The organism is Streptomyces sp. LN549, from assembly GCF_043203805.1.
In the GTDB taxonomy this organism is placed as follows: Bacteria; Actinomycetota; Actinomycetes; order Streptomycetales; family Streptomycetaceae; genus Streptomyces.
In genome coordinates this window covers 8,218,138-8,244,890 of the sequence record NZ_JAZHRI010000002.1, presented here as the reverse complement: position 1 = coordinate 8,244,890, position 26,753 = coordinate 8,218,138, and the positions used below count along the sequence as shown (strand labels likewise).

Annotated in this window: 24 protein-coding genes; 11 read left to right on the top strand and 13 right to left on the bottom strand. The window is 70.4% G+C overall.

Annotated elements, in window-relative coordinates:
- Positions 1-13: 13 nt before the first annotated feature.
- From SH922_RS36655 to SH922_RS36630, 6 genes are all read left to right on the top strand, one after another.
- Positions 14-1,054 (top strand): hydroxyacid dehydrogenase, encoded by a 1,041-nt coding sequence (locus SH922_RS36655; RefSeq protein WP_393062849.1) that lies wholly within the window; start codon positions 14-16, stop codon positions 1,052-1,054.
- Positions 1,051-2,952 (top strand): DUF2264 domain-containing protein, encoded by a 1,902-nt coding sequence (locus SH922_RS36650; RefSeq protein WP_393062848.1) that lies wholly within the window; start codon positions 1,051-1,053, stop codon positions 2,950-2,952. The genes SH922_RS36655 and SH922_RS36650 overlap by 4 nt, the downstream gene beginning before the upstream one ends.
- A gap of 460 nt (positions 2,953-3,412) precedes the next feature.
- Positions 3,413-4,507, top strand: a complete 1,095-nt coding sequence (locus SH922_RS36645) for a sugar ABC transporter substrate-binding protein (RefSeq protein WP_393062847.1) — start codon at positions 3,413-3,415, stop codon at positions 4,505-4,507.
- A 93-nt stretch (positions 4,508-4,600) separates the two neighbouring features.
- Complete coding sequence (locus tag SH922_RS36640) at positions 4,601-5,377, top strand: ATP-binding cassette domain-containing protein (protein WP_393062846.1); 777 nt, start codon at positions 4,601-4,603, stop codon at positions 5,375-5,377.
- The gene (locus SH922_RS36635; RefSeq protein ID WP_393062845.1) at positions 5,374-6,654 is read left to right on the top strand and encodes a sugar ABC transporter permease; all 1,281 of its coding nucleotides are present in this window, start codon (positions 5,374-5,376) and stop codon (positions 6,652-6,654) included. The genes SH922_RS36640 and SH922_RS36635 overlap by 4 nt, the downstream gene beginning before the upstream one ends.
- Before the next feature lie 37 nt (positions 6,655-6,691).
- On the top strand, positions 6,692-7,927 hold the full coding sequence (locus SH922_RS36630; RefSeq protein ID WP_393062844.1) for an ROK family protein: 1,236 nt from the start codon (positions 6,692-6,694) through the stop codon (positions 7,925-7,927).
- Positions 7,928-8,018: 91 nt separating this feature from the next.
- Here SH922_RS36630 and SH922_RS36625 read toward each other — a convergent pair whose 3' ends face one another.
- From SH922_RS36625 to SH922_RS36595, 7 genes are all read right to left on the bottom strand, one after another.
- The gene (locus tag SH922_RS36625; protein ID WP_393062843.1) at positions 8,019-8,651 is read right to left on the bottom strand and encodes a lactate utilization protein C; all 633 of its coding nucleotides are present in this window, start codon (positions 8,649-8,651) and stop codon (positions 8,019-8,021) included.
- A complete protein-coding gene (locus tag SH922_RS36620; protein WP_393062842.1) occupies positions 8,648-10,186 on the bottom strand; it encodes a LutB/LldF family L-lactate oxidation iron-sulfur protein in 1,539 nt (512 codons plus the stop codon). The genes SH922_RS36625 and SH922_RS36620 overlap by 4 nt, the downstream gene beginning before the upstream one ends.
- Complete coding sequence (locus tag SH922_RS36615; protein ID WP_393062841.1) at positions 10,183-10,950, bottom strand: (Fe-S)-binding protein; 768 nt, start codon at positions 10,948-10,950, stop codon at positions 10,183-10,185. The genes SH922_RS36620 and SH922_RS36615 overlap by 4 nt, the downstream gene beginning before the upstream one ends.
- 184 nt (positions 10,951-11,134) lie before the next feature.
- A complete protein-coding gene (locus tag SH922_RS36610) occupies positions 11,135-11,866 on the bottom strand; it encodes a FadR/GntR family transcriptional regulator (protein WP_393062840.1) in 732 nt (243 codons plus the stop codon).
- A gap of 116 nt (positions 11,867-11,982) precedes the next feature.
- Positions 11,983-13,026: a S66 peptidase family protein gene (locus tag SH922_RS36605; protein WP_393062839.1), complete on the bottom strand. Its 1,044-nt coding sequence runs from the start codon at positions 13,024-13,026 to the stop codon at positions 11,983-11,985.
- Between the two features lie 65 nt (positions 13,027-13,091).
- Positions 13,092-13,469: a DUF4440 domain-containing protein gene (locus SH922_RS36600; protein ID WP_393062838.1), complete on the bottom strand. Its 378-nt coding sequence runs from the start codon at positions 13,467-13,469 to the stop codon at positions 13,092-13,094.
- Between the two features lie 89 nt (positions 13,470-13,558).
- A complete protein-coding gene (locus tag SH922_RS36595; protein ID WP_393062837.1) occupies positions 13,559-14,338 on the bottom strand; it encodes a crotonase/enoyl-CoA hydratase family protein in 780 nt (259 codons plus the stop codon).
- A gap of 333 nt (positions 14,339-14,671) precedes the next feature.
- Between SH922_RS36595 and SH922_RS36590 the strand changes: the two genes are divergently transcribed.
- Together SH922_RS36590 and SH922_RS36585 are read left to right on the top strand one after the other, a co-directional pair.
- Positions 14,672-15,577, top strand: a complete 906-nt coding sequence (locus SH922_RS36590) for a DUF2510 domain-containing protein (protein ID WP_393062836.1) — start codon at positions 14,672-14,674, stop codon at positions 15,575-15,577.
- A gap of 105 nt (positions 15,578-15,682) precedes the next feature.
- A complete protein-coding gene (locus SH922_RS36585) occupies positions 15,683-15,988 on the top strand; it encodes a hypothetical protein (RefSeq protein WP_393062835.1) in 306 nt (101 codons plus the stop codon).
- Here the strand turns inward: SH922_RS36585 and SH922_RS36580 are convergent.
- Complete coding sequence (locus tag SH922_RS36580) at positions 15,973-17,070, bottom strand: tetratricopeptide repeat protein (protein ID WP_393062834.1); 1,098 nt, start codon at positions 17,068-17,070, stop codon at positions 15,973-15,975. The two genes, SH922_RS36585 and SH922_RS36580, sit on opposite strands and share 16 nt — an antisense overlap.
- Before the next feature lie 1,087 nt (positions 17,071-18,157).
- On the opposite strand from SH922_RS36580, the gene fusA reads away from it, so the two are divergent.
- Complete coding sequence (fusA, locus tag SH922_RS36575) at positions 18,158-20,257, top strand: elongation factor G (RefSeq protein ID WP_393063795.1); 2,100 nt, start codon at positions 18,158-18,160, stop codon at positions 20,255-20,257.
- 67 nt (positions 20,258-20,324) lie between these two features.
- Here fusA and SH922_RS36570 read toward each other — a convergent pair whose 3' ends face one another.
- Positions 20,325-21,770: a glyceraldehyde-3-phosphate dehydrogenase gene (locus SH922_RS36570; protein ID WP_393062833.1), complete on the bottom strand. Its 1,446-nt coding sequence runs from the start codon at positions 21,768-21,770 to the stop codon at positions 20,325-20,327.
- A 197-nt stretch (positions 21,771-21,967) separates the two neighbouring features.
- Here SH922_RS36570 and SH922_RS36565 point away from each other — a divergent pair, with 197 nt between their 5' ends.
- A complete protein-coding gene (locus tag SH922_RS36565) occupies positions 21,968-22,906 on the top strand; it encodes an LLM class F420-dependent oxidoreductase (protein WP_393062832.1) in 939 nt (312 codons plus the stop codon).
- Positions 22,907-23,171: 265 nt separating this feature from the next.
- Here SH922_RS36565 and SH922_RS36560 read toward each other — a convergent pair whose 3' ends face one another.
- From SH922_RS36560 to SH922_RS36550, 3 genes are all read right to left on the bottom strand, one after another.
- Entirely contained in the window at positions 23,172-24,059 is an 888-nt protein-coding gene (locus SH922_RS36560; RefSeq protein ID WP_393062831.1) for a GH25 family lysozyme, read from the bottom strand.
- 358 nt (positions 24,060-24,417) lie between these two features.
- The gene (locus SH922_RS36555; RefSeq protein WP_393062830.1) at positions 24,418-24,777 is read right to left on the bottom strand and encodes a hypothetical protein; all 360 of its coding nucleotides are present in this window, start codon (positions 24,775-24,777) and stop codon (positions 24,418-24,420) included.
- A 204-nt stretch (positions 24,778-24,981) separates the two neighbouring features.
- On the bottom strand, positions 24,982-25,656 hold the full coding sequence (locus SH922_RS36550; RefSeq protein WP_393062829.1) for an HAD family hydrolase: 675 nt from the start codon (positions 25,654-25,656) through the stop codon (positions 24,982-24,984).
- A gap of 210 nt (positions 25,657-25,866) precedes the next feature.
- On the opposite strand from SH922_RS36550, the gene SH922_RS36545 reads away from it, so the two are divergent.
- Positions 25,867-26,022 carry a DUF6131 family protein gene (locus SH922_RS36545; RefSeq protein WP_393062828.1) on the top strand — a complete coding sequence of 52 codons (156 nt, stop codon included), beginning with the start codon at positions 25,867-25,869 and terminating at the stop codon, positions 26,020-26,022.
- A 233-nt stretch (positions 26,023-26,255) separates the two neighbouring features.
- Here the strand turns inward: SH922_RS36545 and SH922_RS36540 are convergent, their stop codons facing one another.
- Positions 26,256-26,711, bottom strand: a complete 456-nt coding sequence (locus tag SH922_RS36540; RefSeq protein ID WP_393062827.1) for an Asp23/Gls24 family envelope stress response protein — start codon at positions 26,709-26,711, stop codon at positions 26,256-26,258.
- Positions 26,712-26,753: the final 42 nt, after the last annotated feature.

Below are 26,753 nucleotides of genomic sequence, written 5' to 3'. Positions count from 1 at the left end.
AACCAGGAGAAGAATGACCGGCACCACCCCCCTCGCACCTACCGGAAGGCGACGGCCGCGCGCCGCCGTCGCCATGCAGCCGGGCACCGCTGCCGCGCTGCTGAACGCCCGGTCGCTGGCCGCGCTCTCCCAGGTGTGCGACCTCGCACCACCGCCCGTACTCGACGACTTCACCACCGACCGGGCCCGTACCGTGCTCGCGGACACGGAACTCCTGGTCACCGGGTGGGGCTGTCCGCCCCTCGACGCGGCGGCGCTCGCCTCCGCGCCCCGGCTGCGGGCGGTGGTGCACACCGCGGGCAGCGTCCGCGGGCACATCACCGACGCCTGCTGGGAGCGCGGCATCGAGGTGTCGTCGGCCGCGGCCGCCAACGCGCTCCCGGTCGCGGAGTACACCGTCGCGATGATCCTGCTCTCCGGCAAACGGGCCCTGGAACGGGCGCAGGCCTACCGCTCGGAGCGCCGCCGCGACGACTCGCTGACCACCTCGCCCACCCTGGGAAACTACGGCCGGACGGTGGGCATCCTGTCCGCTTCGCTCATCGGCCGCCGGGTCATCGAGCTGCTGCGCCCCTACGACCTGCGGGTGCTGCTCCACGATCCGTACGTCTCCGACGCGGAGGCGGCCGAGCTCGGCGTCCGGCCCGTCGGACTCGGTGAACTGTTCGCGCGGAGCGATGTGGTGAGCGTCCACACCCCGCTGCTGCCCGCAACGCGCGGACTCGTCAGCCGGGACCTGCTCATGTCGATGCGCCCGGACGGCGTGCTCCTCAACACCGCGCGGGGCGCCGTCGTCGATCAGGACGCGCTCGTCGATGTCCTGAGAACGGACCGCATCCGCGCGGTCCTGGACGTCACCGACCCCGACAAGCTGCCGGCCGACCACCCCCTGTGGGAGTGCGAGAACGCCCTGATCACCCCGCATCTGGCGGGCTCGCAGGGCAATGAGTGGCAGCGGCTCGTCGACCTGGCGGTGGGCGAGGCGGAACGCTGGGCCGCGGGCGACGGCTTCGCCCATCCCGTACGACGCGAAAGGCTGGCATTCCTCGCATGACCGATCCGCACCCCGAATCCCCCCTGGAACTCCCCGCCGACGACCGGACCGTGAGCCCGGTCACCGGCTACACCCGCGCTCACTGGGAGGCGGCGGCCGACGGTCTGCTGAAGGCCGCCTGGCAGTGGGCCACCCCCGGCAGCGCGCTTCTCGACCTGCCCGGACGCCCCTCCGCGTCCGGGGTCCGTTCCGACGGTCTGGAGGGATACGCGCGCACGTTCCTCGCCGCCGCGTTCCGGGTCGCGGGCGCGGACGGCAAGGACCCGCACGGCTGGCTCGACCGGTACGCGGACGGACTCGCGGCCGGTACCCGTACGCCGGGCCGGGACGACGCCGAGTCGTGGCCGCTGATCCTCGACCACACCGTCTTCGGCCAGCCCATGGTGGAGTCCGCCTCGGTCGCCATCGGGCTGCGGCTCACCCGGCCCTGGCTCTGGGACCGGCTGGACCCGGCCGTGCAGGACCGCGCCGAGGAGTGGCTGCGCGGCGCGCTGCGCCACACCCCCGCACCGAACAACTGGTACCTGTTCCCCTACTCGGTGGCCGGGTTCCTGGAGTCGGTGGGCCGCGGGGACGCGGAGACGGCTCGCGCCCGCGAGCGGGCACAGGACCTGATGGAGAGCTGGTACCGCGGTCAGGGCTGGTACGCGGACGGCGACGGCAGCGCCTTCGACCACTACAACGGCTGGGCGCTGCACCTCTACCCCGTGCTGGACGCCCACCTCTCCGGCGACGCCGAGCTGTCCGCGCACTACGGGGCGCGGCTGCGCGAGCACCTGGAGAGCTTCGCGCTGCTGTTCGGCGGGGACGGTGCCCCGATCCACTTCGGCCGTTCGCTGTCCTACCGGTTCGCGGCCGGTTCGGCGGTCGGGCTCGGCGCGCTCACCGGGCACACCCCGCTCACGCCGGGTGCCTCCCGCCGGGTGATCAGCGGGTCGCTGCGCTACTTCCTGGACCGCGGCGCGACCGGCACCGACGGTCTGCTGAGCCTGGGCTGGCACGGTCCGCACGAGGCGACGCTCCAGCCCTACTCGGGTCCCGCCTCCCCGTACTGGGCGTCCAAGGCCTTCGTCTCCCTGCTCGCCCCGGCGGACCACCCGCTGTGGACGGCCACCGAGGAGCCGGCACCCAGCGAGGGACCCGACCGGGTGCTCGCACTGTCCGCGCCGGGGCTGCTCGTCCAGTCGACGCGGGCGGACGGGATCGTACGGCTGCACAACCACGGCAGCGACCATGTCCGGCCGCACGAGGGTGAGTCGGCGGTGCAGGACGACCCGCTGTACAGCCGTCAGGCGTACTCGACGGTCACCGGTCCCACCGCGCGGGGGAACACGGCCGACAACCACCTGGCCGTGGTCGTCGCCGGTAACCGCAGCGGCCGCCGGGCCATTCGCCCGCTGGGCGCGGGCGGGGGCGACGGCTGGGGCTGGGCGGCGTCCTGGCACCGTCCGGTGTTCGCGGGCGGGGCGCCGATGGTGCCGGGTCTGCGGGTGGAGAGCGTGACGGTGGTCCGCGGCCGGTACGAACTCCGCGTGCACCGGGTGCTCGGCGCCCCGCACGGCGCCCGGGTGGAGCAGACGGGCTGGGCGACCGGTCCCGAGTCCGCGGTGACATCCGCGCTGTACGGTCTGCACGGCTGGGAGTCGCGGGACGAGGTTCGCGCCCCGCAGGGCACGGCGTACACGCCGTGGGCGGTGCTGCCCCGGCTGGGCGCGGACGCGGAGGGCACGGTGGTCCTGGTGGCGCTGGCCTCGCTGAGCGCGGAGCCGGAAGCGGATGCACTCGACACGGCGGTGAGCGGGGTGAACGTCGACGGGGACACCGTCGAGGTGTGCTGGGCCGAGGACTCGGCGACGACCCGGATCGGCTTCGGTCCGGTGACGGTCGAGCACGGCTGACGACGGGGACGGGGGGTGCGCCGAGGCGCAGCCCCCGTCCCCGCAGGGAGACTTGTAAAGGATCTTGGCGAGGGGTTGTCCGGCCGTAGGCCGGGCGGCCCCTCGCAGGCGTTATGGGCGAGGGTGCCGCGGTAGCGGAGTCTGCGGTTGCCGGCCGCCCTGCGCTGCCGGCCCTGGAGCGCTTCGCGTTCCGCCGGTTGGCGCGGTCGGAGCCCGGGCCGGCTCTCGAGATTTCGGCAAGTGGCCTATTCGTTATCGCATTTCGTCGATCCCGGGGTTGCGCGGGGCTGGCCGGGAGGCCGGGAAGAGTCATATGTTGTCGCCCACAACATTCAGCGCGGCGGATACATCGATACCCCGCCGAAGCCGGTCAAGCGTGCGCTTCCGTCTCCCGCATCCCTGTGTGAACCATCCGTGGGCCGGTGCACCCCCGGCCGCACTCCCAGAAAGGACCCCGCCCATGCGCAAGGGACTGCTCCTCACCACCGCCTCCGTGGCGCTGCTGACGACTCTCACCGCCTGCGGGAACTCTTCGTCCGGCAGCGCCTCGTCGGATTCCGGCGGCAAGAAGTCGAAGATCGGCGTGATCCTCCCGGACAGCAAGTCGTCCGCCCGCTGGGAGACGGCCGACCGCCCGTTCCTCACCAAGGCGTTCAAAGCGGCGGGGGTGGACTACGACATCCAGAACGCTCAGGGCGACAAGCAGGCGTTCCAGACGATCGCGGACCAGATGATCAGCAGCGGCGTGAACGTGCTGGTGATCGTCAACCTCGACAGCGGCACCGGCAAGGCCGTCCTGGACAAGGCCAAGGCCCAGGGCGTGGCCACCATCGACTACGACCGGCTGACGCTCGGCGGCTCCGCCCAGTACTACGTGAGCTTCGACAACACCGCGGTCGGCAAGCTGCAGGGCGAGGGCCTGGGCAAGTGCCTGGCGGACAAGAAGGTGAAGAAGCCGGTCATCGCCGAGCTGAACGGCTCGCCCACCGACAACAACGCCACACTCTTCGCCGACGGCTACAACGGCGTCCTCGACCCCAAGTACGCCTCCGGCGACTACGTCAAGGGTCCCAACCAGTCCGTGCCCGACTGGGACAACGCCCAGGCAGGCACCATCTTCGAGCAGATGCTCACCAGCCAGTCCAGGATCGGCGGGGTGCTGGCCGCCAACGACGGTCTCGGCAACGCGGCCATCGCGGTGCTGCGCAAGAACCACCGCAACGGCCAGGTACCGGTGACCGGACAGGACGCCACCGTGCAGGGTCTGCAGAACATCCTGGCCGGCGACCAGTGCATGACCGTCTACAAGGCGGTCAAGAAGGAGGCCGACGCGACCTCCGAGCTGGCCGTCGCCCTGGCCAAGGGCCAGAAGGGGAAGACCACCGCGAGTGTCCAGGACCCCGAGGGCAAGCGTGACGTGCCGGCTGTGCTGCTCGCCCCGGTCGCCATCTACAAGGACAACGTCAAGGACGTCGTGAACGACGGATTCGTGACCAAGGCCGAACTGTGCACCGGCAAGTACGCCGACCTGTGCACCGAGTCCGGCATCCAGTAACCCCTCCAGCCGGACCCGACCCGCCGGCCGCGGGTCCCGGGAACACCGCACCCGCCCGGGACCCGCGGTCCACGACTTCAGGAGCCGTCCTCCATGACAGCGACCCCCATCCTCCAACTGCGCGGAATCAACAAGAGTTTCGGCGCGGTGCAGGTGCTGCACGACGTGGCCTTCAGCGCCCACCCGGGCGAAGTGACCGCCCTCGTGGGCGACAACGGCGCCGGCAAGTCCACCCTGGTGAAGTGCATCGGGGGGATCCACTCCATCGACGCCGGCGAGTACTGGTTCGGCGGCGAGCAGGTACAGATGCACAGCCCACGGGACGCCGCCGGGCTGGGCGTGGAGATCGTGTACCAGGACCTGGCCCTGTGCGACAACCTCGACATCGTCCAGAACATGTTCCTGGGCCGGGAGAAGCGCAGTGGCCTGGTCCTCGACGACGCGACCATGGAGGAGATGGCCGCCAAGACCCTCGCCGGGCTCTCGGTCAGGACCGTCAAGTCCCTCAGGCAGCGGGTCTCCAGCCTCTCCGGCGGCCAGCGCCAGACCGTCGCCATCGCCAAGGCCGTGCTGTGGAACAGCAAGCTCGTCATCCTCGACGAGCCGACCGCCGCGCTGGGCGTCGCCCAGACCGCCCAGGTCCTGGAACTGGTACGGCGGCTGGCCGACAACGGCCTGGCCGTGGTGCTCATCTCGCACAACATGAACGACGTCTTCGCGGTGTCCGACCAGATCGCCGCCCTCTACCTGGGCCGGACGGCCGCCCAGGTAAGGACCTCGGACGTGACACACACCCAACTCGTCGAACTGATCACCTCGGGCCGCAGCGGGAACCTGGGCCTCGCCGAAACCAACGGAGCAGCCGCATGACCACCGCCGTCGTCCCCGAGAAGCCGGAGCAGCCCGAAGGCCCTGCCCCGTCCGGCAAGCAGACCGGCACCACCGCCGCCGGTCTTCGTTCCCTGGCCAGCGGCTACCGCGACCGGCTGCGCGGCGGCGAACTCGGGGCCCTGCCCGCAGTGCTCGGCCTGGCCGTACTCTGCGTCTTCTTCGGGATCCTGAGCCCGGTCTTCTTCTCCGACCTCAACTTCGCCAACCTGCTCACCCAGGGAGCAGGCAGCATCGCGATTGCCATGGGGCTGGTCTTCGTGCTCCTGCTCGGGGAGATCGACCTGTCCGCCGGATACGCCAGCGGCGTCTGCGCCGCCGTCCTGGCCATCCTCCTGACCAACCACGGATGGCCGTGGTACGGCGCCGTCGTCGCGGCCATGCTGACCGGCGTGGTCATCGGCCTCCTCCTGGGCACGCTGGTCGCGAAGGTGGGCATTCCGTCGTTCGTGGTCACGCTGGCCGCGTTCCTGGGCTTCCAGGGCATCGTGCTGATCCTGCTGAAGGAGGGCACGAACATCTCCATCGAGGACAAGACCCTCCTCGCCGTCGCCAACAACAACCTCTCACCCACGGCCGGATGGCTTCTGCTGGCCGGCGGCGTCGCGGCGTACGCGGCGATCCTGCTCCGCCGTCACCACAACCGCCGCCGCCGGGGCCTGACGACACCCCCGCCGATGCTGATCGCCGTCCGCCTCGGCGTGCCGACGGTGCTCGGCGCCCTGGCCGTGCACCTGCTCAACCAGGAACGCAGCCGCAATGCGGTGGTCGTCTCTCTGCAGGGCGTACCGATCGTCGTGCCTCTCATCGGCGTCCTGCTCGTGCTCGGCACGTTCGTCCTCCAGCGCACACCGTTCGGTCTCCACATCTACTCCGTCGGCGGCAACGCCGAGGCGGCCCGACGGGCCGGCATCAACGTCGCGTTCATACGGATCGCCGCATTCGTCATCTGCTCGGCCATGGCGGCGGTCGGTGGCATCATCGCGGCCTCCCGGGGCAACTCCGTCGACCCCAACACCGGCGGCAGCAACGTCCTGCTGCTCGCGGTCGGTGCCGCCGTCATCGGCGGCACCAGTCTCTTCGGCGGGCGGGGCCGGGTCATCGACGCCGTCCTGGGCGGAATGCTGGTGGCCGTCATCCAGAACGGCATGGGACTCATGGGGTACAGCTCAGGCGTCAAGTACGCTGTCACGGGTTCGGTACTGCTGGTGGCCGCGGGCGTGGACGCGCTGTCCCGACGCCGAGCCGTACAGCGATGACCGCTCCGCGCCCCCGCGACAATGAGGTCCCCGCGCCATGAAAGCCGGTCATTCCCAAGAGGAGATCCGACGGCACAACCTCAGTACCCTTCTCCGTCACGTACATATCGAGGGACCCGTCTCCCGGGCGGTCCTCGCCGACCGCATGGGGCTCAACCGCAGCACCATCCTGGGACTGGTCACCGATCTGACCACAGCCGGGCTCGTCCTTGAGGAACTTCCGCGCGACACCGGCCGGGCGGGACGGCCCTCACTGGTCGTTCGGCCCGAATCGTCACACGTGTACGTCCTCGCGTATGACGTCGGGGTGGACCGCCTCGCGGCCGCCCGCATCGGACTCGGCGGTATCTTCCTCGACCGCCGTGAGAGTCCCTGGCCCCTGGACGAACCCGACGATCCCGGAGAGGTCGCCGACGCTCTCACCGGTTTCGCCCGGCAGATGCTGGCGACCGCAGAACCCGGCAGCCGCTGCGTCGGCGTCGGCGTGGCGGTACGGGGAATAGTCCGTCACCCCGACGGCCTGGTGCGGCGCGCGCCGAACATGGGCTGGACCGATCAGGACTTCTGCACGGAACTCACCCGCCGGCTCGACCTCGGCGTCCCCGTCGAGGTGGACAACGAAGCGAACCTCGGCGCCCTCGCCGAACACCTGCGGGGCGCCGGACTCGGCAGTGACAACGTCGTCTACCTCCACGGGGACATCGGTATCGGCGGCGGCCTGGTCACTGACGGCCGCCTGCTGCGCGGCGCGGACGGCTACGGTGGCGAGGTCGGCCACATGATCGTCAACCCGCGGGGCGGCACCCTCTGCGGATGCGGCGCTCGCGGCTGTCTGGAAGCCGAGGCCGGCGAACGAGCGCTGCTCGCCGCCGCCGGCCGTGACCCACAGGCCACCGGCAAGGAGGAGGTGCACGCCGTCGTCTCCGCCGCCGACCGCGGAGACATCGTCGCGCGCGCCGCGCTGCACCAGGTCGGCGACTGGCTCGGCGTCGGTGTCGCCAACCTGGTCACCCTCTTCAACCCCAGCGTCGTCATCTTCGGTGGCATGCTTCGCGACGTGTTCCTCGGCGCTGCCGCACAGATCCGCAGCCGCATCAACATCAGCACACTCGCCGCCTCCCGCGAGAACCTCCGGCTGCGCGTGAGCGCACTCGGCGACGATGCCGTCCTCGTGGGCGCCGCCGAACTGGGCTTCTCCGCATTGCTGGCCGATCCCATGGTGATCCTGGCCGACACTCCTGCAGAACAACCGGTCCCACCGTCGCCCAGGTAACGCCGGTTCGCGACCGCCCGTGCGGCGATCGCCGCACGTCCTGGATTCGGATCGCCGGACCGCCCTGGTGAACCGCGGCCCTCACAGTTCTCTACGCGTCCGTGCGGATCACGACCGCCAGGGTGCGCGGGCCGTGTACGCCCTCCACTCGTTCGAGTTCGATGTCGGAGGTGGCCGACGGGCCGCTGATCAGCGTCGTCGGCCGCTCCGGCACCAGCCGGGCCACCGCCTCCGGCACGCCCGCCTCCACGGTCGACAGATCGACGACACAGACGTGCAGGTCGGGCACCAGGGACAGCGCCCGCCGCCCCTGGTCGGGCGAGCCGTCCAGAAAGATCGTGCCGGTCTCGGCGCAGCCGGCGGCCGAGCCGGTGACGACCCCGTCGAGGGCGTCAAGCCGCGGGGCGGGGATGTCGGCGGAGTCCTGCTGGACCTCTCCGTCGTAGGCGGTGAGCCACTGCGGGTCGAGGCCGGCGGGCACGCCGATCCGGCCCGCTCCCTGCTCCCGCAGCACCTCGGCGACGACTTCGGCCGTGCGGTCGGCGGTGCAGGGGTGGACCTGGGCCTTGTAGTCGACGAGCCGGTCGGTGAACAGCGCCAGGCGCTCCTCGTCCGGGAGGGTGCGCCCGGTGCGGTAGGCGCGCGGGACCGGGGTGTCGGCAGCCGGTGCCAGGGCCAGGGCGTCCCGGACACGGCCGAGCACGGTTTCGCGAGCGGTCGTCACTTCTCCTCCTGCTGCTGGTTCTGCGCGTACTCGTCGGCGGCGGCCCGCATCGTCGCCGCGCCCTCGGCCGAGGCCAGCCAGGAGCGGAAGGTCTCCTTGGGCGGGGCGGGGGTGTCGCGGCTGTCGCTCCAGCCGTTGAACGGCGGGGGCAGGTGCGAGATCTTCCCGTCCCGTCCGGCGAGTACGCGGCCGAGCCCTGACGCCTTCTGTGCGGCCGTGAACAGCTTCGGGCTCTTCATCACTCCGGCCGCCGCCTTCATGGCGAGCTTCTCGGCCGTGGTGCCGGACTGTTCGGTGTGCTGGTGGCGCAGCTCGACCAGCAGGGAAGGGATGTCGATCTTGACGGGGCAGGCATCGAAGCAGGCGCCGCAGAGGCTGGAGGCGTACGGCAGTGAGCTGTTGGGGTCGTCCTTGGCTGCGTTCATGCCGGCGAGCTGCGGGGTGAGGACGGCGCCGATCGGTCCGGGGTACGTCGATCCGTAGGCGTGGCCGCCGGCCCGTTCGTACACCGGGCAGACGTTGAGACACGCGGAGCAGCGGATGCAGTTGAGCGCCTCCCGGCCGATCCGGTCCGCGAGGGCCGCGGTGCGTCCGTTGTCGAGCAGCACCAGGTGGAAGGTCTGCGGCCCGTCGCCGGGGGTGACTCCCGTCCACATCGACGTGTACGGGTTCATCCGCTCACCGGTGGAGGAACGCGGCAGCAACTGCAGGAAGACTTCCAGGTCCTGGTAGCGCGGCAGCACCTTCTCGATGCCCATGACAGTGATCAGGGTGTCGGGCAGCGTCAGGCACATGCGGCCGTTGCCCTCCGACTCGACGACGGACAGGGTGCCGGTCTCGGCGATGCCGAAGTTGGCTCCCGAGACGGCGACCTTCGTCGTCATGAACTTCTCGCGCAGATAGGCGCGGGCCGCTGCCGCCAGGTGGGCGGGGACGTTGTCCAGGGACGGGTCGACGCCCGGGATCTCCTTGAGGAAGATCTCCCGGATCTCGTCCCGGTTGCGGTGGATCGCGGGTACCAGGATGTGCGACGGCTTGTCGTGGGCGAGCTGCACGATGAGCTCGGCGAGGTCCGTCTCGTACGGGGTGATGCCAATCGATTCGAGGTGCTCGTTGAGGCCGATCTCCTGGGTGGCCATCGACTTGACCTTGATGACCTCCTTGCTGCCGGTCTCCTTGATCAGCCGCGCGACGATCTCGTTGGCCTCGCCGCCGTCCCGTGCCCAGTGGACGATGCCGCCGCGTTCGGTGACCTTGCGCTCCAGCTCCTCCAGGAGTTCGGGGAGCCGGTTCATGGTGTCGGTCTTGATGGCTGATCCCGCGTCGCGCAGCTCCTCCCAGTCGGGCAGCTCGCCGGTGACGTTGAGGCGTTTGGCGCGGATCGTGTGGGTGGCCTTGCCGAGGTTGCGGCGCAGTTGCCCGTTGCCCAGATCGTCGTGCGCGGCCGCGGGGAACTTCCGGTCGCCGCGCAGGTTGCCCGTGCCGTACGGGGAGCGGGGCGGGGTCGCGGGCATGCCGAGGAAGGTGCTGCTCATCGGGCGGCCTCCGTCAGGACGTGCGGCAAGGTGCGGGTGGAGGAGAGGACCTGGGCCAGGTGCAGGGTCCGGGTGCCGGACTTGATCCGGGAGAGCCCGCCGCCGATGTGCATCAGACAGGACGAGTCTCCGGCGGTGCACACGGCGGCGCCGGTGGTGGCGATGTTGCGCATCTTGTCCTGGAGCATCGCGGTCGACGTGTCGGCGTTCTTCATGGCGAAGGTGCCGCCGAATCCGCAGCAGGCGTCGGCCTCAGGCAGTTCGACCAGATCGATCGAGTCGACCGCCCGCAGCAGTCGCAGCGGTTTGTCGCCGACCCGGAGCATGCGCAGGGAGTGGCAGGTGGGGTGGTACGTGACTCGGTGCGGGAAGTACGCGCCGACGTCGGTGGCGTCCAGCACGTCGACGAGGAACTCGGAGAGCTCGTACGTCTTGGCCTTCACCGTGGCGACGCCCGCGCGCAGCTCCGCGTCCCCGTACCGTTCCGCGACGATCTCGTGCTGGTGGCGCACCGAGCCCGCGCAGGAGCCGGACGGCATGACGACCGCGTCGATGGAGGCGTCACCGAACTGTTCGGCGAAGTTGCGCACCAGGGGGACGGGCTCGCGCTGGTAGCCGGTGTTGACGTGCATCTGACCGCAGCAGGTCTGGCCCGGCGGGAACACCACTTCATGGCCCAGGCGGGCCAGCAGCACCGCGGTGGATTTCACCGCCTCGGGGAAGAGCGTGTCTCCCAGACAGGTGGCGAAGAGTCCGATGCGCATGGGGTCTCCCCGATCAATTCTCTGCATGATGCTCAAGGAGCTTTATGGTCCGACCATACTATCCTCCAGCCGAAACAGGAAAGGGTGCGACATCGGCGGCCGGGTGACACCCACCGGTACCCGCGCACACAAAAGCCGTCGCGGCGCCCCTGGCAGGGGGCACGGCGACGGCTCCGTCCGTGGCTCAGGCAGTGGTCTTCTCGTCGACCAGCTTTCCGTGCAGCCCCCGGATGTGCGCCTCGACCACATCGGCGGCCCGCGCACCCTCTCCCGCCCGCACCAGGCGGAGCAGTTCGGTGTGGTCCGCGTTGAGTGCGGCGGCGGTGGCCGGCCAGTCCTCGGCCGCCTCCAGGGCCCGCAGGATCAGCGGCCGGACCGACTCGCGGACGGCGGAGGTGAGCGTGGAGGTCAGCTCGTTGCCGGAACTGCGGGCGATCTGGACATGGAAGCGGGTGTCCAGGTCGTTGAACTCGGGCACGTCGACCCCCGGCTCCCCCATCCGTACGAGCAGGGCCTCGGCCTCGTCCAGATCCGCTGCGGACGCGTGCCGCGCGGCGGCCTCGAAGCTGGACCGCTCCAGGGTGACGCGCGCCTCCAGCACGTCCTCCAGGCTGTAGCTGCCGAGGGCGAAGTGGAGCCGTAGCAGACGCCCGAGAGCGTCGTCGGGATTGCGGACGATGCGCGCCCCGGCGTCCGGGCCCCGGCCCGGCTGGGCCACCAGGACGCCGATGGTCTCCAGCACCCGCAGCGCCTCACGCAGGGCCGACCGGCTGACCCCGAGGACCGGGGCGAGCTCGCGTTCGGGCGGCAGCCGGTCACCGGCCTTGAGGTCACCGGCGAACACCCGCTGCTCGATGCTCTGGAGCACCAGTTCATGTGTCCGCGACTGCCGTACGGGCTGCCATTCGACGGGCATCCGCCACCCCCTGCCCCGGCCGGAGCCGTTCCCTTGCCGACCACTCTTGTCCGAATCTCCCACTATGTCACACACTGCATGTGGTCGGACCAGAAAGGCGGCGGACAGCCGCACCGCTAGTACGTCACCACGATGCGACGGTCCACGCCGTCCACCCGCACCTGCCCGCCGAACGGGACGATCAACTGCGGGTCCGTGTGGCCGAGGTCGACGTCGAGGACGGCCATGGTCTCGGGGGCGTACTCGTTCAGCGCACGCAGCACCGCCTCCCGCTGCCGTTCCCGGTACTGCTCCCCGGCCCCGGCATCGAGGGGCTGCTCGAAGGACCAGTTCTTGGCCCGGCCCATCAGCAGCGCCGGGAACCGGCGCAGGAGCCCGCGCTCCCCCATACACCGCAGGATCCGGTACACCTCGTCGGCGCTCGGCATCTCCTCGGAGGTTTCGAGGAACAGCACCCGGCCCTCGTACTCGGCGGCCGGACGGATCTCCCGGTCGGCCATCAGCAGCCAGGACAGGATCTCCAGGTTGCCACCCCAGCTCGCCCCCTCGACCACCCGGCCGGCGTTGTGCCAGGTCCAGTCGTCGGCGGGCAGCAGGCCGGGTTCGTGGTCGAACGTCCGCGGGTCCTCCCAGGATCTGTTGACGCTGCCGGTCTCCTTCGCCTGGGGCAGTTCGTACTCCTCGTGGGTGAACAGCGCCGCCCGCAGCGACTCGGCCGTCTGCGGGTGCAGGGCGCCGGGGCGGCCGAGTTCGACCATCACCGATCCGCCGTGGTAGCCGACGATGCCGAGGCTGTCGAGGAACACCAGCAGGTTGGTGTTGTCGCTGTACCCGAAGAACGGCTTGGGGTGGGCGCGCAGCAGTTCACGGTCCAGGTGGGGGAGCACGGTGATCTGGTCGTCCCCGCCGATGCTGGCGATGACTGCCTTGATCGCCGGGTCGGCGAAGGCGGCATGGATGTCAGCGGCGCGCTCCTGCGGAGTGGAGCCCATCTTCCGGGTCGCCGGATACTCCACGGGCTCCAGCCCGAAGTCGTCACGAAGCCTGCGCAGGCCCAGTTCGTACGGCAGCGGAAGGATGCCGGGAAGCCCGGACGAGGGGGACAGCACGGCGACGCGGTCGCCGGGCCGGGGCTTCGTGGGATAGCGGGATGCCGTCATCCGATGAGCCTAGTCAACCGTCTGCGGACTGTCCGCCGGGTATTCGCCGGTGTTCGCAGGTGAGGCTACGCCGGGCCGGTCGGCGTGCCCTGGTGGAAGTACATCCGCCAGCCCGACTCCGACCGCCGCCAGATTGAACTGCGCCTGACGCGACGACCGTTGCCCTCCGAGACGTACGTCAGGTGGACGAGGGCCGGGGCCAGCAGCACGCCCGACATCTCGGTGACGACGCTCGGGCCGGGGGCGCCCTCGTCGACGGCGGAGGTGACGGCCAGGATCGACGTCCTGTCGTAGCGCCGCCCCGAGGCCCCGAACTCGATGAACTCCGGGTCGAGGAGTGCGGTCACCGCGTCGGGCGACGCCCGCACGCCCGGATCCAGCAGCCTCAGTTCACCCTCGACGGCGGCCCGCACGGACCGTTCCTCCTCGTTGCTTGCGCTCATGCGTGGACCCTAGGCGAACACGAGCTCACACGCACGTGACCCACCCCCGGCCCGGACCGGCAGGACCCTCCACTCGCCGTCCTGTCGCCTCAGTCGGTGAAGGCGCCGTGCCGGCCGGCCCCGCGGCCGAACCGGTCGGCGCCCTCCTGCGTCTCCCCCGCCGTCAGCGGCACCAGACCGTGCCGGTACTCCGCGGCCAGCGCTTCCGGCTCGCTCATATCGTGCTGCTCGCGCACGGAGAGCCGGTCGTGGCGCAGGCACAGCTGGGGGAACCCGGCGATCTCCCGGGCGAGTTGCTCCGCCGCACTCCGGGACTGCCCCGTGGGGACGAGCCGGTTGACGAGCCCCATGCCGTACGCCTCGTCGGCCGGGACGGGCCGGCCGGTGAGGATCATGTCCATGGCCCGGCTCTCACCGATGAGGCGCGGCAGCCGTACCGTGCCGCCGTCCACCAGCGGCACTCCCCATCGCCGGCAGAACACCCCGAAGACCGCGTCCTGTTCGGCGACCCGCAGATCGCACCAGGCGGCCAGCTCCAGACCGCCGGCCACCGCGTGCCCGGCGATCGCGGCGATGACCGGTTTGCCGAGCCGCATGCGGGTGGGGCCCATCGGCCCGTCACCCTCCGCGGTGACGGTGTTACCGCGTCCGGTACCGATCGACTTGAGGTCGGCGCCGGCACAGAACGTGCCGCCCTCACCCCACAGCACGGCCACCGCCGCATCCGGATCCGCGTCGAAGGTGCGGAAGGCGTCCGCCAGTTGGCGGGCGGTCGGGCCGTCCACCGCGTTGCGGACGTCGGGCCGGGCCAGGACCACTGTGAAGACGGGTCCGTCGCGCTCGATCCGTACGGCGGGACTCTCGCTCATCGTTCGCCTTCCCACGGGTGCCGGCCGGGCCCGGCGGTGGGCCGTGCGCCCACCGTGCCCCGCCCCTCCCGCGAACCGTACGGGAGGGTCGGGTCGTACGTCACACAGTCGCCGCGACCTCGGCGGGCAGCAGGATCAGCGGCAGGTACCGGTAGCCCGTCGGCGATGAACGAGGCATGCCCACGATCAGACATTGACAGCAACACCACAGAGCGGAATGCCGAAGACATTGATCACAGGAAGCAACCCAAGCCCGCCCAAGCCTCACATGTCGGGCGGTCGGCTCCCACCCGGTTCATAGGATTCTCACGCAGCGCGGCTACGGTTGCTGCCGTGACGCAGACGAGCCCGCCCGGCTGGCATCCAGACCCCGGGTACACAGGATTTGGCCCCATTCAGGAACGCTGGTGGGACGGCACTCAGTGGACCGATCAGCTCCGGGTCCCGCCGGCCACGCTCCGCAGCCGCCGGATACGGATCGGCGCCGGCATCACCGCGGCGGTGGTGGTCCTCGCCGCCATCGGCGGCGGCGTGTACCTCCTGTCGGATGATTCCGGGAAGACGGACAACACCGCTACGGCCCCCTCCACCTCGCCCTCCCCGGCCCCCAGCCGGCAGCCCGGCGCACCCGGCGGCAGCGGAGGCAACGGCGACGGGAACGGCAACGGGAACCAGAGCCCCGAGCAGCAGCTGCCCCAGACCGAGGACGGCTACGCGACGGACATGGCCAGCGGCATCAGCATCCCGGTCCCGGACGGCTGGAAGGGCGAGTCGGGCATGGGTGCCGGGGTGACCACCGGCTCGTACACCTGCCCCGGGGACAGCGGGGAGAAGTGCGTGCGCGGCGGTGTGTTCTCCGCCCCCGCCATGGCGCTGAAGCTGAGCACCACCACCGCCAGGGCCACGGCCGAGAAGGACATCGCGACCAATGCCGAGGAGAGTTACGGCGAGAAGATCTACGGCGGGATCACCTCGCACCAGCAACTGAAGTCCGAGGCGGTCACGGTGGCCGGCCAGCAGGGCTACCGGGTGCGCTGGAAGGTGGTCACGAAGAACGGCGACGACGGGTACGTCGAATCCCTGGCCTTCCCCTCACCGCAGGCCAAGGACATGCTGATCGTCGTCCGTTCCGGATTCGACATCAACGCCAAGGCTCCCGCCCTGTCCGTCCTGGACGACATCACCAAGGGCATCAAGGCCGCCTCGGGCACGGGTTCCGGTCCGGGCACCACGGCGTAGCCCGTCCTGCGCGGGGTGCCGCAGCGGCCCGGGTGAGTACCCGGGCCGCCCGGACTGAGTACGTCGCCCGATCCCGCTTCGGTCCGCCGTTGCTGGAATGGAGTCATGGCTCCCGACGCACCGCGCCCCCGCATGCAGCAGATGACCAGCACCGGCACCACACTGGCCGTCACGCTGGCCCCGCTGGTGATCGGGGTCCTGCTGGCCCGCACCACGATGGCCCTGGACCCGCTGACCCCGGTGAACGCGCTGATCACCCGCACCGGCCAGGGGACGGGCGTCTCCCCCGCCGAGTGGCGCGGCTGCGGCCGGAGCGCACTGCGACGGTGCAGGACCTGGAAGCCACTGGCGCGGCACGGTGCCCGCCGAACCGCCGGCGCGGGCCGCAACCCGGCTCAGCCGAGCCGGTAGACGAAGGTGGGCCACGACTCTCCCGTGGTCCGCTGCCAGGCACGCACGGTCCCTTCGGCGTCCCGGTCGCGTGCCCGGGCGAAGGTGGAGACACAGGCCGCGTGGACATCGGTCAGCGGGGAGCGAGCGGTGAGCTCCTTGAGGCGCCGGAGGGCGACTGCCGCATCGTCCGTGCGGCCGGCGTCGAGATGCCCGTCGGCGGCCGCGCCCAAGGCCCGGGCGAGCGCCGACTGTGCGGCGGCGAGTCCGGCCGCATGCGTTCCCGGGCCGCCCGCCTTCATGAGTTCCCGCAGCAGAGTCTCGGCCTCTTCGAAGCAGGCCGCAGCCCCTTCGTCGTCCTCGGCCCGGTACCGGGCCCGGCCAAGAATCCGCAGGCGGTCGGCGACCGGTGACCGGCCGTCCTCCCCGTCGGCCCCCGCGAGGCGACGGGTGATCGCCAGCGCCTCGTCCCCGGCGGCCACCGCACCCTCGAACTCGCCCCTCAGGCGCAGCCGGACGCTGAGGTTGGCGAGTGTCCGGGCCAGCTCCGGCTCGTAGGGGCGGGGGTCGCGCCCGACGGCGCGGCGGTAGAGCTCCACGGATCGTTCGGTGGCGGTCACGGCTTCTGAGCCCTCGCCGTCGCGCGTGTGACAGCGGGCGAGGGCGTCGAGGGCGACGGCGAGCCGGGGCTCGTGGGCCTCCGGACCTGCGATGGCCAACCGCGCGCAGAGGATGACGAGTTCCTCGCGCACGGCCCGCTCCTCGGTGTGTGCGTCCAGCAGTTCGAGGTGGTGGGCCAGACAGTCCAGGGCGAGCGCGAGCAGGGTCTCGGCAGGGGCCTCGGCGTCGACTGGCAGGTCCCGGCAGCGTGCCACGGCCTCCTCGGCCGTGGCACGCGCCCGGGGAAGGTCCTCGGTGGCGCCGAGGCACCATGCCAGATCGATGAGCAACTGGGCTCGCATCACCTGGGTTTCCGGGTAGAGCCTCGGGACGAGGGGGCCGACGCGCTCCCTGGCGTCGTTGCCCGCCTCGACCGCCTCCGGGAACCGGCCGAGCACCCGCAGCCCGCCTGCCAGTTCGGCCAGCACTCTGGTGTGGAACACGGCCAGGCAGGGACTGCTGCCACAAGGACAACCCCCGCAGCAGCTCGACACACTGGAGGTACACCTCGACGGACTCGGCCGTGTGCCCGGCCCGGTCGAGGACCCATGCGTGCGCGCGCAGCGCGGCGGCGGGGCTGCCCAGGGAGCGGTCGGCGTGCCCGGGCATCACGGACCGGTAGGCGGCGACGCTGTGACGGACCGTCACCAATGCCTCGTCCGATCGGTCCAGCCAGGCCAGCGCCAGGGCTCGCATCAGGTGGCAGTAGGCGGTCCGACTCGACGAGGCATGAGCATCCGGGACGGTCAGGGACTCCTCTGCCGCCGCGCGCGCCTCCTCGTATCTGCCCGAATGGAGCAGTAGTTGGGCCTGGAGCACGAGCGAACGGGCCAGCAGGTCAGGGGCTCCGGGGCGCTCGCGGAGCATCGCGGCCCGGCACAGGGCCACGGCCTCGGCGCCCCAGGCGATCCGGCGCTCCAGCGGCTGCGGACGCACGAACACCCAGTGGGGCGACGAACAGCGGAGCAGCGCGACCACGAGCAGCCTCCCGCCCGGCCGGTGTCCGTCGCGGCCGACGGCCGGACGCAGCACCGGCAACAGCATCCGGACAGCTCCCATGCGCTCCCCCTCGGCACTCGGCGATCGTAGGGGTGACAGCCGAGGACGCCGCATGGTTGCACTCCGATCGGCACGAATGCGTCCCTGGTCGGCCACAGCGTCGCCACGGCCCGGAAAACCGGTTCCCCCGGCCGGGCCGCTTCCCTAGACTCACCACGAAATCGCGCGCCGGCTCTCCGACGCGGCGCGCGCACCGTGACCATCGAGGGGAGACCTGTCGTGCGCTACCGCACCGCTGTCGTCGTTCCCCTGTCGCGGTACGAGGTGATCCTGGTGTCTACCTCCGCCCGGCGCCGGCTGCGCGGCCGGCCCCGGACATCCGCGACGAACGCCTGAACCCTGTCCGCTTCCTGACGGACCGTCCCCGTGCACCACGCCGATGGACGCCGAGGGTTCCGCCGCGCCCATGAACGGGCCGCTTCGTCCGGGCATCGCGCCGTCTTCTTCCGGATCACCCGAAAGGCCACGGACGTGCGTACCGAACTGCACCGTCAACTCACCAGTGCACTGACCGACGTTCGCAATCTGGGCATCCTCGCCCACGTCGACGCCGGCAAGACCACCGTCACCGAGCGGATCCTCTACACCACCGGCACCACCCACAAGCGCGGCGAGGTCCACGACGGGACCACCATCACCGACTTCGACTCCCAGGAACGCGACCGCGGCATCACCATCTTCGCCGCGGCCGTGAGCTGCACCTGGGCGGGCCACCGGATCAACCTGATCGACACCCCCGGGCACGTCGACTTCGCCGACGAGGTCGAGCGTTCGCTGCGGGTGCTCGACGGTGCGATCGCCGTGTTCGACGCGGTCGCCGGAGTGGAACCGCAGAGCGAGTCCGTGTGGCGCCAGGCCGACCGGCACGCCGTGCCGCGCATCGCGTTCGTCAACAAGCTCGACCGGGCAGGCGCCGACCTCGACACGGCGGTCGCGTCGATCCGGGAACGGCTGCACGTGATTCCGCTCGTGGTGCAGATGCCGATCGGCCGGGAGGAACAGTTCGGCGGAGTGGTCGATCTGCTGCGCATGCGGGCACTTGTCTGGGCCGATGGCCGCGACACGTACGAGGAAGGGGAGGTCCCCGATGAGTTGCGGGACGAGGCACGGCGGCGCCGACGGCTGCTGGAGGAGACGGTGGCGGAGCTCCATCCGGCCGCGCTGGAGGAGTTCTGCGCGCAGTCGGAGCTCTCCGAGCGGACGCTGGCCGGGGCGCTGCGCGATCTGACCCGTACCGGCGAGGGTGTCGTGGTGCTCTGCGGTTCGGCCTACCGCAACCGCGGTGTCGAGCCGCTACTGGAGGCCGTCGTGGCCTATCTGCCCTCCCCGCTCGACGTGCCGCCCGTGCGCGGCATGCTCGGCGATGCGGTGCAGGAGCGGGCCGCCGATCCGGCGGCGCCGTTCGCCGCGCTCGCGTTCAAGGTCAACGCGACGGCGACCGGCCGGCTGACCTATCTGCGGGTGTATTCGGGAACGGTCAGGAAGGGGGAAACAGTGCTTGACGTAGGCGCGCGACGCAGCGAACGCATCGGCCGGATCCTGCGGGTACAGGCGGACCGGCATGTCGACGTCGACACGGCGGTGGCCGGGGACATCGTCGCGGTCATCGGCCCCAAGGCAGCCCGGGCCGGCGCCACCCTGTGCGCGCCGGACGCCCCACTGGTCCTCGAACCGCCGACGGTGGCCGATCCGGTCGTCTCGGTAGCGGTCGAGGCCCGGCGGAGCACCGACACGGAGCGGCTGATGGCGGCGCTCGTACGGCTGGTCGAGGAGGATCCGTCGCTCGCGGTACGGACGGACTCCGAGACGGGCCAGACGGTGCTCTCGGGCATGGGCGAGCTGCATCTGGAGGTGGCGGCGGAGAAGATCCGTCGCGCCCACGGCCTGGACGTCCGGGTCGGCCGGCCACAGGTCGCTTACCGGGAGACGGTCGCCCGCGGTGTGTCCGGCCTGGTCTACCGGCATGTCAAACAGGACGGCGGGGCCGGGCAGTTCGCCCATGTCGTCATCGACGTCGAGCCGTGGGAGGACCCGGAGGGCGACAGCGGCACGGGAGCGGTGGAGTTCGTGTTCCGCTCGGCCGTCGTCGGCGGCCGGGTGCCGCAGGAGTACATCCGGGCGGTCGAGGCCGGCTGCCGGGACGCGCTGGTGGAGGGTCCCATCGGCGGGCATCCGGTGACCGGGGTGCGGGTGACGCTGACCGATGGCGCCACTCATCCGAAGGACTCCTCGGAGATGGCGTTCCGTACCGCCGGACGGTTCGCGCTGCGCGAGGCGCTGCGCACCTGTGCGATGGTGCTGCTGGAACCGGTCGTCGAACTCACGGCGACCGTGCCCGACGACGCCGTCGGCGGGGTGCTCGGTGATCTGGCCGCACGGCGCGGCCGGGTGTCCGGCTCCACCGCGCGGGCCGGCGCGGCGGTGATCACCGCGACCGTGCCGCTGGCCGAGCTGTTCGGCTACGCGACGCGGCTGCGCAGCCGGACGCAGGGCCGGGGGACGTTCACCACCCGGGCCACCGGCTACACACCTGCACCCGCATCGATGTCCGGCGCGACGTCGGCCCGCTAGCGCACGGGGGCCGGCCCCACCCGTCAGTGGGTGGGACCGGCCCCCGTGGCTTCAGGCGACTGGTGGATCAGTGAACGGGCACGGGGTACGTCGGGTACTCCACCCCGGAGACGTGCTGCACGACCCGGATGACCTGGCAGGAGTAGCCGAACTCGTTGTCGTACCAGAGGTAGAGGATCGCGTTGTCGCCGTCGACCTGGGTGGGGCCCGCGTCGACGATGGAGGCGTGGCGCGAGCCGATGAAGTCGCTCGACACCGCGTCGGGAGCGGTCGTGAAGTCGATCTGCCGCTTGAGCGGCGAGGTCAGCGACACGTCGCGGAGGTGGTCCAGGACCTCCTCCCGCGTGGTCTCGCGACCGAGTTTCAGGCTGAGGATGGCTATCGAGACGTCCGGCACCGGCACCCGGATGGAACTGCCCGTGATCGTCGCCTCGAGGTCGGGAAGCGCCTTGGCGACGGCGGAGGCGGCGCCGGTCTCGGTGATGACCATGTTGAGCGGCGCGGAGCGGCCTCGGCGGTCGGAGTTGTGGTAATTGTCCAGCAGGTTCTGGTCGTTGGTGAACGAGTGGATGGTCTCCACGTGCCCGCGCAGGACGCCGTACTCGTCCGCCATGGCCTTGAGCGGCGGGACGATCGCGTTCGTGGTGCAGGAGGCGCACGAGATGATCTGCTCGTCCGGCTTGATCATCTCGTGGTTGACGCCGTGCACGACGTTGAGGACGTCGCCCTTGCCCGGCGCGGTCAGGACGACCTTGGCGACACCCGGGCGCAGGTGGTTCGAGAGGCCCTCGCGGTCGCGCCACTTGCCGGTGTTGTCGATCAGGATGGCGTCGTTGATGCCGTACGCCGTGTAGTCCACCGACGTCGGGTCGTCGGAGTAGATCACCTGGATCTCGTTGCCATTGGCGATGATCTTGTTGTTCGCCTCGTCGACGGTGATCGTGCCCTGGAACTGACCATGGATGGAGTCGCGCCGCAGCAGCGAGGCGCGCTTGACGATGTCCTGGCCCGCCCCCTTGCGGACGACGATGGCACGCAGTCGCAGACCGTTGCCGGAGCCGGCCTTCTCGATGAGCAGCCGGGCCAGCAGCCGGCCGATGCGGCCGAAGCCGTACAGCACGACGTCGCGCGACTCGCGGCGCTCGATCTTGTTGGCACCCGTGGCGCCGGCGACGGCACCGGCGGTGAACTCCGCCTCGGAAAGACCGCGGTCATCGGCCTTGTACGTCGCGGCGAGCATGCCGATGTCGATCTGGGAGGGGCCGAGATCGAGCGTGGTGAGGGCCTGGAGGAACGGCAGGGTCTCGGTGACCGAGAGCTCCTCGCCGTCGATCTGCCGGGCGAATCGATGGGTCTTGAGGATGCTCACCACCGACTTGTTCACCAGGGAGCGGCTGTGCAGAAGGACGGTGACGTCCCTCTCGCGGTGCAGCTTCCCGATGATCGGGATCATCGACTCCGCGATCTCCTCGCGGTGCATCCAGTTGGTGAACGAGTCGTCATTGACAGTCACAGGTTTATCTTTCGAGCTAGGCGGCGCTCATATGGTAACCCGTCGCTCTTTTGATCATTCAAACGGTGCCACCGGAGGTCATGGAGGGGTGCGGACCGCACCAGCCCACAAGCGGCTCGAACGGGTTCACACAGCGGACACGAAGCTGTCATGCGGGAGCCGGAATGCGCATCCAACTGCCTTTGGTTTTCCCTGACATGACTGTAGGAGTAGCGCTCAGCGCGACCGGATCCGCCAACCAGATCGACGCCACCGTGCAGCTCGCCCGGGAGGCCGCCGCCGCCGGGCTGCGGTCCGCCTGGTTCGGGCAGACCTTCGGTGCCGATTCCCCGCAGCTGGCGGCGATCGTCGGGCGCGAGGTGCCGGAGCTGCAGGTGGGAACGTCCGCGATCCCCGTCTTCGGACGCCACCCGCTGATCGTCTCCAGCCAGGCCCAGACGGCACAGGCGGCCACCCACGGCCGCTATCACCTCGGGCTCGCCCTCGGCACGAAGCCACTGACCGAGGCCGGCTTCGGCATCCCCTACGAGCGCCCGATCGCCCGCCTTCGCGAGTTCCTCACCGCGCTGCGCCAGCTCACCGAGACGGGCAGTGCCGACTTCCACGGCGAGCTGATCACCGCGTCCACCCCGCTCCCCGCCCGCGTTCCCGGGGCCGAGGGCGGCGTCCCCCTGCTCGTGGCCGCGATGGGCCCGCAGGCCCTCCGGGTCAGCGGCGAGCTGGCGGACGGGATCCTGCCCTACCTCGCGGGCCCCCGGGCCTTGGCCGAGCACATCGTCCCGGCCGTCCACGCCGCCGCCGAGGCCGCGGGCCGCCCCGCGCCCCGGATCGTGGCGCTGGTGCACGGAGTGGTGACCGGCGACCCCGACAGCGCGCGCGAGACGGCCACCGAGCAGCTCGCGTTCTACGAACAGTTCCCCTCGTACGCGCGCGTCGTGGAGCTCTCCGGCGCCGCACGAGCGGGCGACGTGGCCGTGATCGGCGACGAGAAGACGGTGGCCGCCGAGGTCCGGCGGTACCGGGACGCGGGGGCGACCGAGGTGGTGTTCTCGGGGACGGACCTGGCCGGGGAGGCGGACCGGCGCCGGACGTGGGAACTGCTCGGGGAGCTGGCGGGCGGCCGCGAGGGGGCCTGAACGCGGACGAACGGCAGCTCGACCTCGCCGGAACGACAGGGTTCCCCCTGACCGAGGCGGTCGCGCGGCACCTGGCGCTGCACGGAATGTTCCGCAGGCCGGTACGGCAGCACTTCCACGGCACTGAGGCCCGAGCTGCCGTGAGCGGATGGACCCGGTGGGATCCGACGCGTGAGGCAGCGCGAGGCGTTACGGCTCGACGGGTGTCGCGGACGAACCGCGACACCCGTCACACGCGCGCGTGCCGGATCGAAGCCCCTTCCCGTCAGGGGGTGTTGTTGGCCAGGGCCAGCAGGCGGCTTCGGTCACCGCTGAACCGGTCGCGGTCCACGGCGCCCGAGATGCCGCTCACCGAACCGGAGTCGGTGTACTGCCAGAAGGTCCAGTACGGGAAGCCCGCCGGGATCGACGGGGCGGAGGCGCTGGTCCAGTGCGCCGCAAAGAGAGGACTGCGGGCGGACATGCCGCTCCACCCGCCGGTGCAGGAGTTCCACCAGCTCGCGCTGGTGTAGATGACGACGTCCCGGCCGGTCCTCGCCTTGTACGTGTTGTAGAAGTCCAGGATCCACGCCTGCATGGCCGAGGCGGACTTGCCGTAGCAGCCGCCTTCGAGGTCGAGCATTCCGGGGAGCGTCAGATTGTCCCGCGACCAGGCGCCGCCGTTGCTCGCGAAGTAGCCGGCCTGCGAGGCGCCGCTGGAGAGGTTGGGGCGCGCGAAGTGATAGGCGCCCCGGATCACCTGGGCGTTGTACGCGTGAAGGTAGTTGGCGCTGAAGTTGGGGTCCTTGTAGGTGGTGGACTCCGTGGCCTTGATGTAGGCGAACTGTATGCCGGCCGCCCTCACCGACGCCCAGTTGATCGTGCCTTGGTAGTGCGAGACGTCGATGCCCGGGATCTGGGTCGCCTGTGTGGAGACGTCACCCCCGGCTTCGGCTCCGGTCTGCCGCGTGTCCGCTGCGAAGCCCTGGCCGTCCGCGAGGTAGCCGGCGCCCATATAGCCGTCGCCGAGCGGAATGGTGCGGCCCGCGGGGACCGGCTGCGCCGCCGCCGTACCCGCCGAGGCGAGCGGGACGAGCGCGGTGATCAGGCCGAGCGCTCCGGCCACCGCCCACGTACGCAGGGCGGGTCTGGGGCTGTGGATTCGAGATAACAAGGCAATCCTCCTGGTGGGGTGCGGCCGATGGGTCTACTCGCGTAGCAGGATGGGGGCGCCCATCGATATCGCCGCGACGGAGTTACGGAGTCATGGAGAGCCAGGTCATTCCGGATCAGCGGAACGACTTGGCGGGGACACGCCATGAGTGACGCACGAGCCCGCTCCCCGCGTAAAGGGGGCACGCCCTCGCCTCCATGGTCTAGTCCAGCCAGGAGGTCACGTAGCTGCGGCGATGGGACCTCGCTGCGGAGAACTTTCACTGCCGTGAAACTTCTTGCGGCCCGCCCGCACCCGCCACACGCGGCGACCGCACTCGACTCGTCAGGCACTTCAGCGGTGCGGCGAACACCCAATCTCAGTTCGAATAGCGGACTTTGCAGAGTGCTGTCCGCTTTCGCTCGGCCTCGTGCACCTTCTCCAGCGCTGCTGCGCCGTTCTGTTCTCTGCGCAGCATGGCCGCCCCGCCCTGGCGGGCGTATGCCGACTCGCGCAACCTGCCAAGGAGCTCCGGCCCATCGGTTGCCTCCGCAGCCGTGAGCAACCTCTCGGCATACGCCAGAGCAGCCGCTTGCCGTTCCTCTGACGTCACAGTGATCGTCTGGACATTGCGAGCAGCGACCGCCAGGACGCAGGCTTTGGACCGCCGGGCAGAGTCCTTGTCGTTCAACAGGTCATCGAAACTCGTGATGCCGAAGAACGCCAGGACAGCGATCACGGAGACCGCGATACCCAGGCCCGCCCTGGCGCCCGCCGGCTACCGACTCGGCACTCGCCGCCCCTCGCCGGCCCGGCTCCTGCGCCGTGACAGCCCTTCGGCCCGCACGTGCGGGTCGCATCCGATCGCTGCGCAGTGAACTGATCGCGACCTTGTCGCACGCCCCTCGTCCCGGCGCACCGTGGCCGGCTCGCCGGCCGGGCCTCAGCGGCCCGCGCCGATGCCCGCGATGATGCCGGAGTCGAGGTGGGCCAGAAGGTCCGCCGGGGAGCGGTAGACCTCCACCGCCCCGGCGGTCTCCAGATCCGCCCGAGGGATTCCGCCCGAGAGCAGACCCACTGCGGCCACTGACGCCCTGGTTGCCGCCCTCATGTCCCAAACGGAATCGCCCACATACACGGTCTCGTCGCTGGTCGCACCGACCAGTTCCATTGCGTGCAGGATCGGCTCCGGCGCCGGTTTCCCCTCGTCCACGTCGTCGGAACTCGCCGTGTGGGCGATGACGTCGTCGGCGTCGAGCGCTCGCCGTAGAGCCTTGAGCTCGGGACCGGACGCGGACGTGACCAGAACCACGGTCCAACCCTGCGCGGACAGGGCACGCAACAGATCGGCCGCCCCCTCCAGCGGGGGCAGCCGATCGAAGTACGTGGCATACAGAGCCGAGTGAGCTGCCTCGATCCGCGCATCCTGCTCCTGGTCCCGGTCGCGCCCCAGAAGATGCTCGACGAGGTCACCGGAGCCGAGTCCGATGGCCTTGTGCACCGCGGGCATCGACACCCTGTGGCCCGCCTGCCGAAACGCCTCCCACCACGCGGTTACGTGAAGATAGTTGGTGTCGACGAGAGTTCCGTCCACATCAAACAGAGCAGCGCGCGTCATGCGGGTCCTTTCGTGTCGGCACTGACCCAAGGGCTGTCCCGTGATCCCTGGCGGGCGCCCGACGACAGCTACGGCGAATCGCCCTGAGATACGGCGTCCAGGCCGAGTCGCGGGAAACTCCAGCAGCCCTATACCAAATTCCGGTGTCAATTGCCAGGAAATTACGGACGACGCATAATGAACACATCACTTCCTCCCTTTGGAGGGGCCATGATCGTCCTCGGCGTCATTCTGCTGGTCATCGGATTGATTGCAGGCGTATCCATCCTATGGACCATCGGAATAATTCTCGCCGTCATCGGCGTCATTCTCTGGGTCCTGGGTTCTGTCGGTCACGCGGTAGGAGGCCGTCGGCACTATTGGTAGCGTCTCAAGTTGTCCACTGCCGCGCTTTCGTCGTGAGGCGTGAGGGCAGCGGCATGACTGCGGCAGAGCCAGGGGGCGTCCGGAGTATCTCCGAAGCGCCCCCTGGCTCTGGCGTGCCGCGTGTACAGGTGTACACGGCGGTCGACGCTCAAGGGAGCCCGCAGGAGACTCCATGTTCTGAACGCGTCACGACGTCTCACGTGTGCCTTGCCCACGTCGGCCGTAAGCTCTCGTCACTGAACACGGCGGGCCTTCTCCGGTGCCTCCTTCTCCTCGTCACCGTCGTCCGCGCCGGGTACATGGACGTCGAGAACCTTGATATTGATCTCGACGACTTCCAACCCGGTCATCGTCTCGACGGCATCAGTGACATGGATGCGTATCTTCTTCGCGGCCTCCAGGATCAAGGTGCCGTACTCCACCACGATGTCGACGTCGATGGCGGTCTGCCTCTCCCCCACCTCGACCTTCACGCCACGGCCTGGGTCATTGGAGCGGGACACCTTGTCCTTCATCGCTCCCACTGCCCGGGTGGCTCCCCCGCCGAGAGAATAGATCCCGTCGGTCTCACGTACCGCTATACCTGCGATCGTCGCGACGACAGAATCCGCGATGACCGTCGTCCCCCGGGTACCGCCCGTCTCGTCGTTCCCAAGTGCCGTTCCGCTTCCGCTACCGTTCGTCGCCATGAGCACCTCGCAGCGAGTGTTCTCCGGGGGGCCGAACCGGAA

Bases quoted from the DNA above. Each gene is read 5' to 3' on its own strand.
- SH922_RS36655 (WP_393062849.1), top strand. From the start codon at position 14: ATGACCGGCACCACCCCCCTCGCACCTACCGGAAGGCGACGGCCGCGC.
- SH922_RS36650 (WP_393062848.1), top strand. From the start codon at position 1,051: ATGACCGATCCGCACCCCGAATCCCCCCTGGAACTCCCCGCCGACGAC.
- SH922_RS36645 (WP_393062847.1), top strand. From the start codon at position 3,413: ATGCGCAAGGGACTGCTCCTCACCACCGCCTCCGTGGCGCTGCTGACG.
- SH922_RS36640 (WP_393062846.1), top strand. From the start codon at position 4,601: ATGACAGCGACCCCCATCCTCCAACTGCGCGGAATCAACAAGAGTTTC.
- SH922_RS36635 (WP_393062845.1), top strand. From the start codon at position 5,374: ATGACCACCGCCGTCGTCCCCGAGAAGCCGGAGCAGCCCGAAGGCCCT.
- SH922_RS36630 (WP_393062844.1), top strand. From the start codon at position 6,692: ATGAAAGCCGGTCATTCCCAAGAGGAGATCCGACGGCACAACCTCAGT.
- SH922_RS36620 (WP_393062842.1), bottom strand. From the start codon at position 10,186: ATGAGCAGCACCTTCCTCGGCATGCCCGCGACCCCGCCCCGCTCCCCG.
- SH922_RS36615 (WP_393062841.1), bottom strand. From the start codon at position 10,950: ATGCGCATCGGACTCTTCGCCACCTGTCTGGGAGACACGCTCTTCCCC.
- SH922_RS36610 (WP_393062840.1), bottom strand. From the start codon at position 11,866: ATGCCCGTCGAATGGCAGCCCGTACGGCAGTCGCGGACACATGAACTG.
- SH922_RS36605 (WP_393062839.1), bottom strand. From the start codon at position 13,026: ATGACGGCATCCCGCTATCCCACGAAGCCCCGGCCCGGCGACCGCGTC.
- SH922_RS36600 (WP_393062838.1), bottom strand. From the start codon at position 13,469: ATGAGCGCAAGCAACGAGGAGGAACGGTCCGTGCGGGCCGCCGTCGAG.
- SH922_RS36595 (WP_393062837.1), bottom strand. From the start codon at position 14,338: ATGAGCGAGAGTCCCGCCGTACGGATCGAGCGCGACGGACCCGTCTTC.
- SH922_RS36585 (WP_393062835.1), top strand. From the start codon at position 15,683: ATGGCTCCCGACGCACCGCGCCCCCGCATGCAGCAGATGACCAGCACC.
- SH922_RS36565 (WP_393062832.1), top strand. From the start codon at position 21,968: ATGACTGTAGGAGTAGCGCTCAGCGCGACCGGATCCGCCAACCAGATC.
- SH922_RS36550 (WP_393062829.1), bottom strand. From the start codon at position 25,656: ATGACGCGCGCTGCTCTGTTTGATGTGGACGGAACTCTCGTCGACACC.
- SH922_RS36545 (WP_393062828.1), top strand. From the start codon at position 25,867: ATGATCGTCCTCGGCGTCATTCTGCTGGTCATCGGATTGATTGCAGGC.
- SH922_RS36540 (WP_393062827.1), bottom strand. From the start codon at position 26,711: ATGGCGACGAACGGTAGCGGAAGCGGAACGGCACTTGGGAACGACGAG.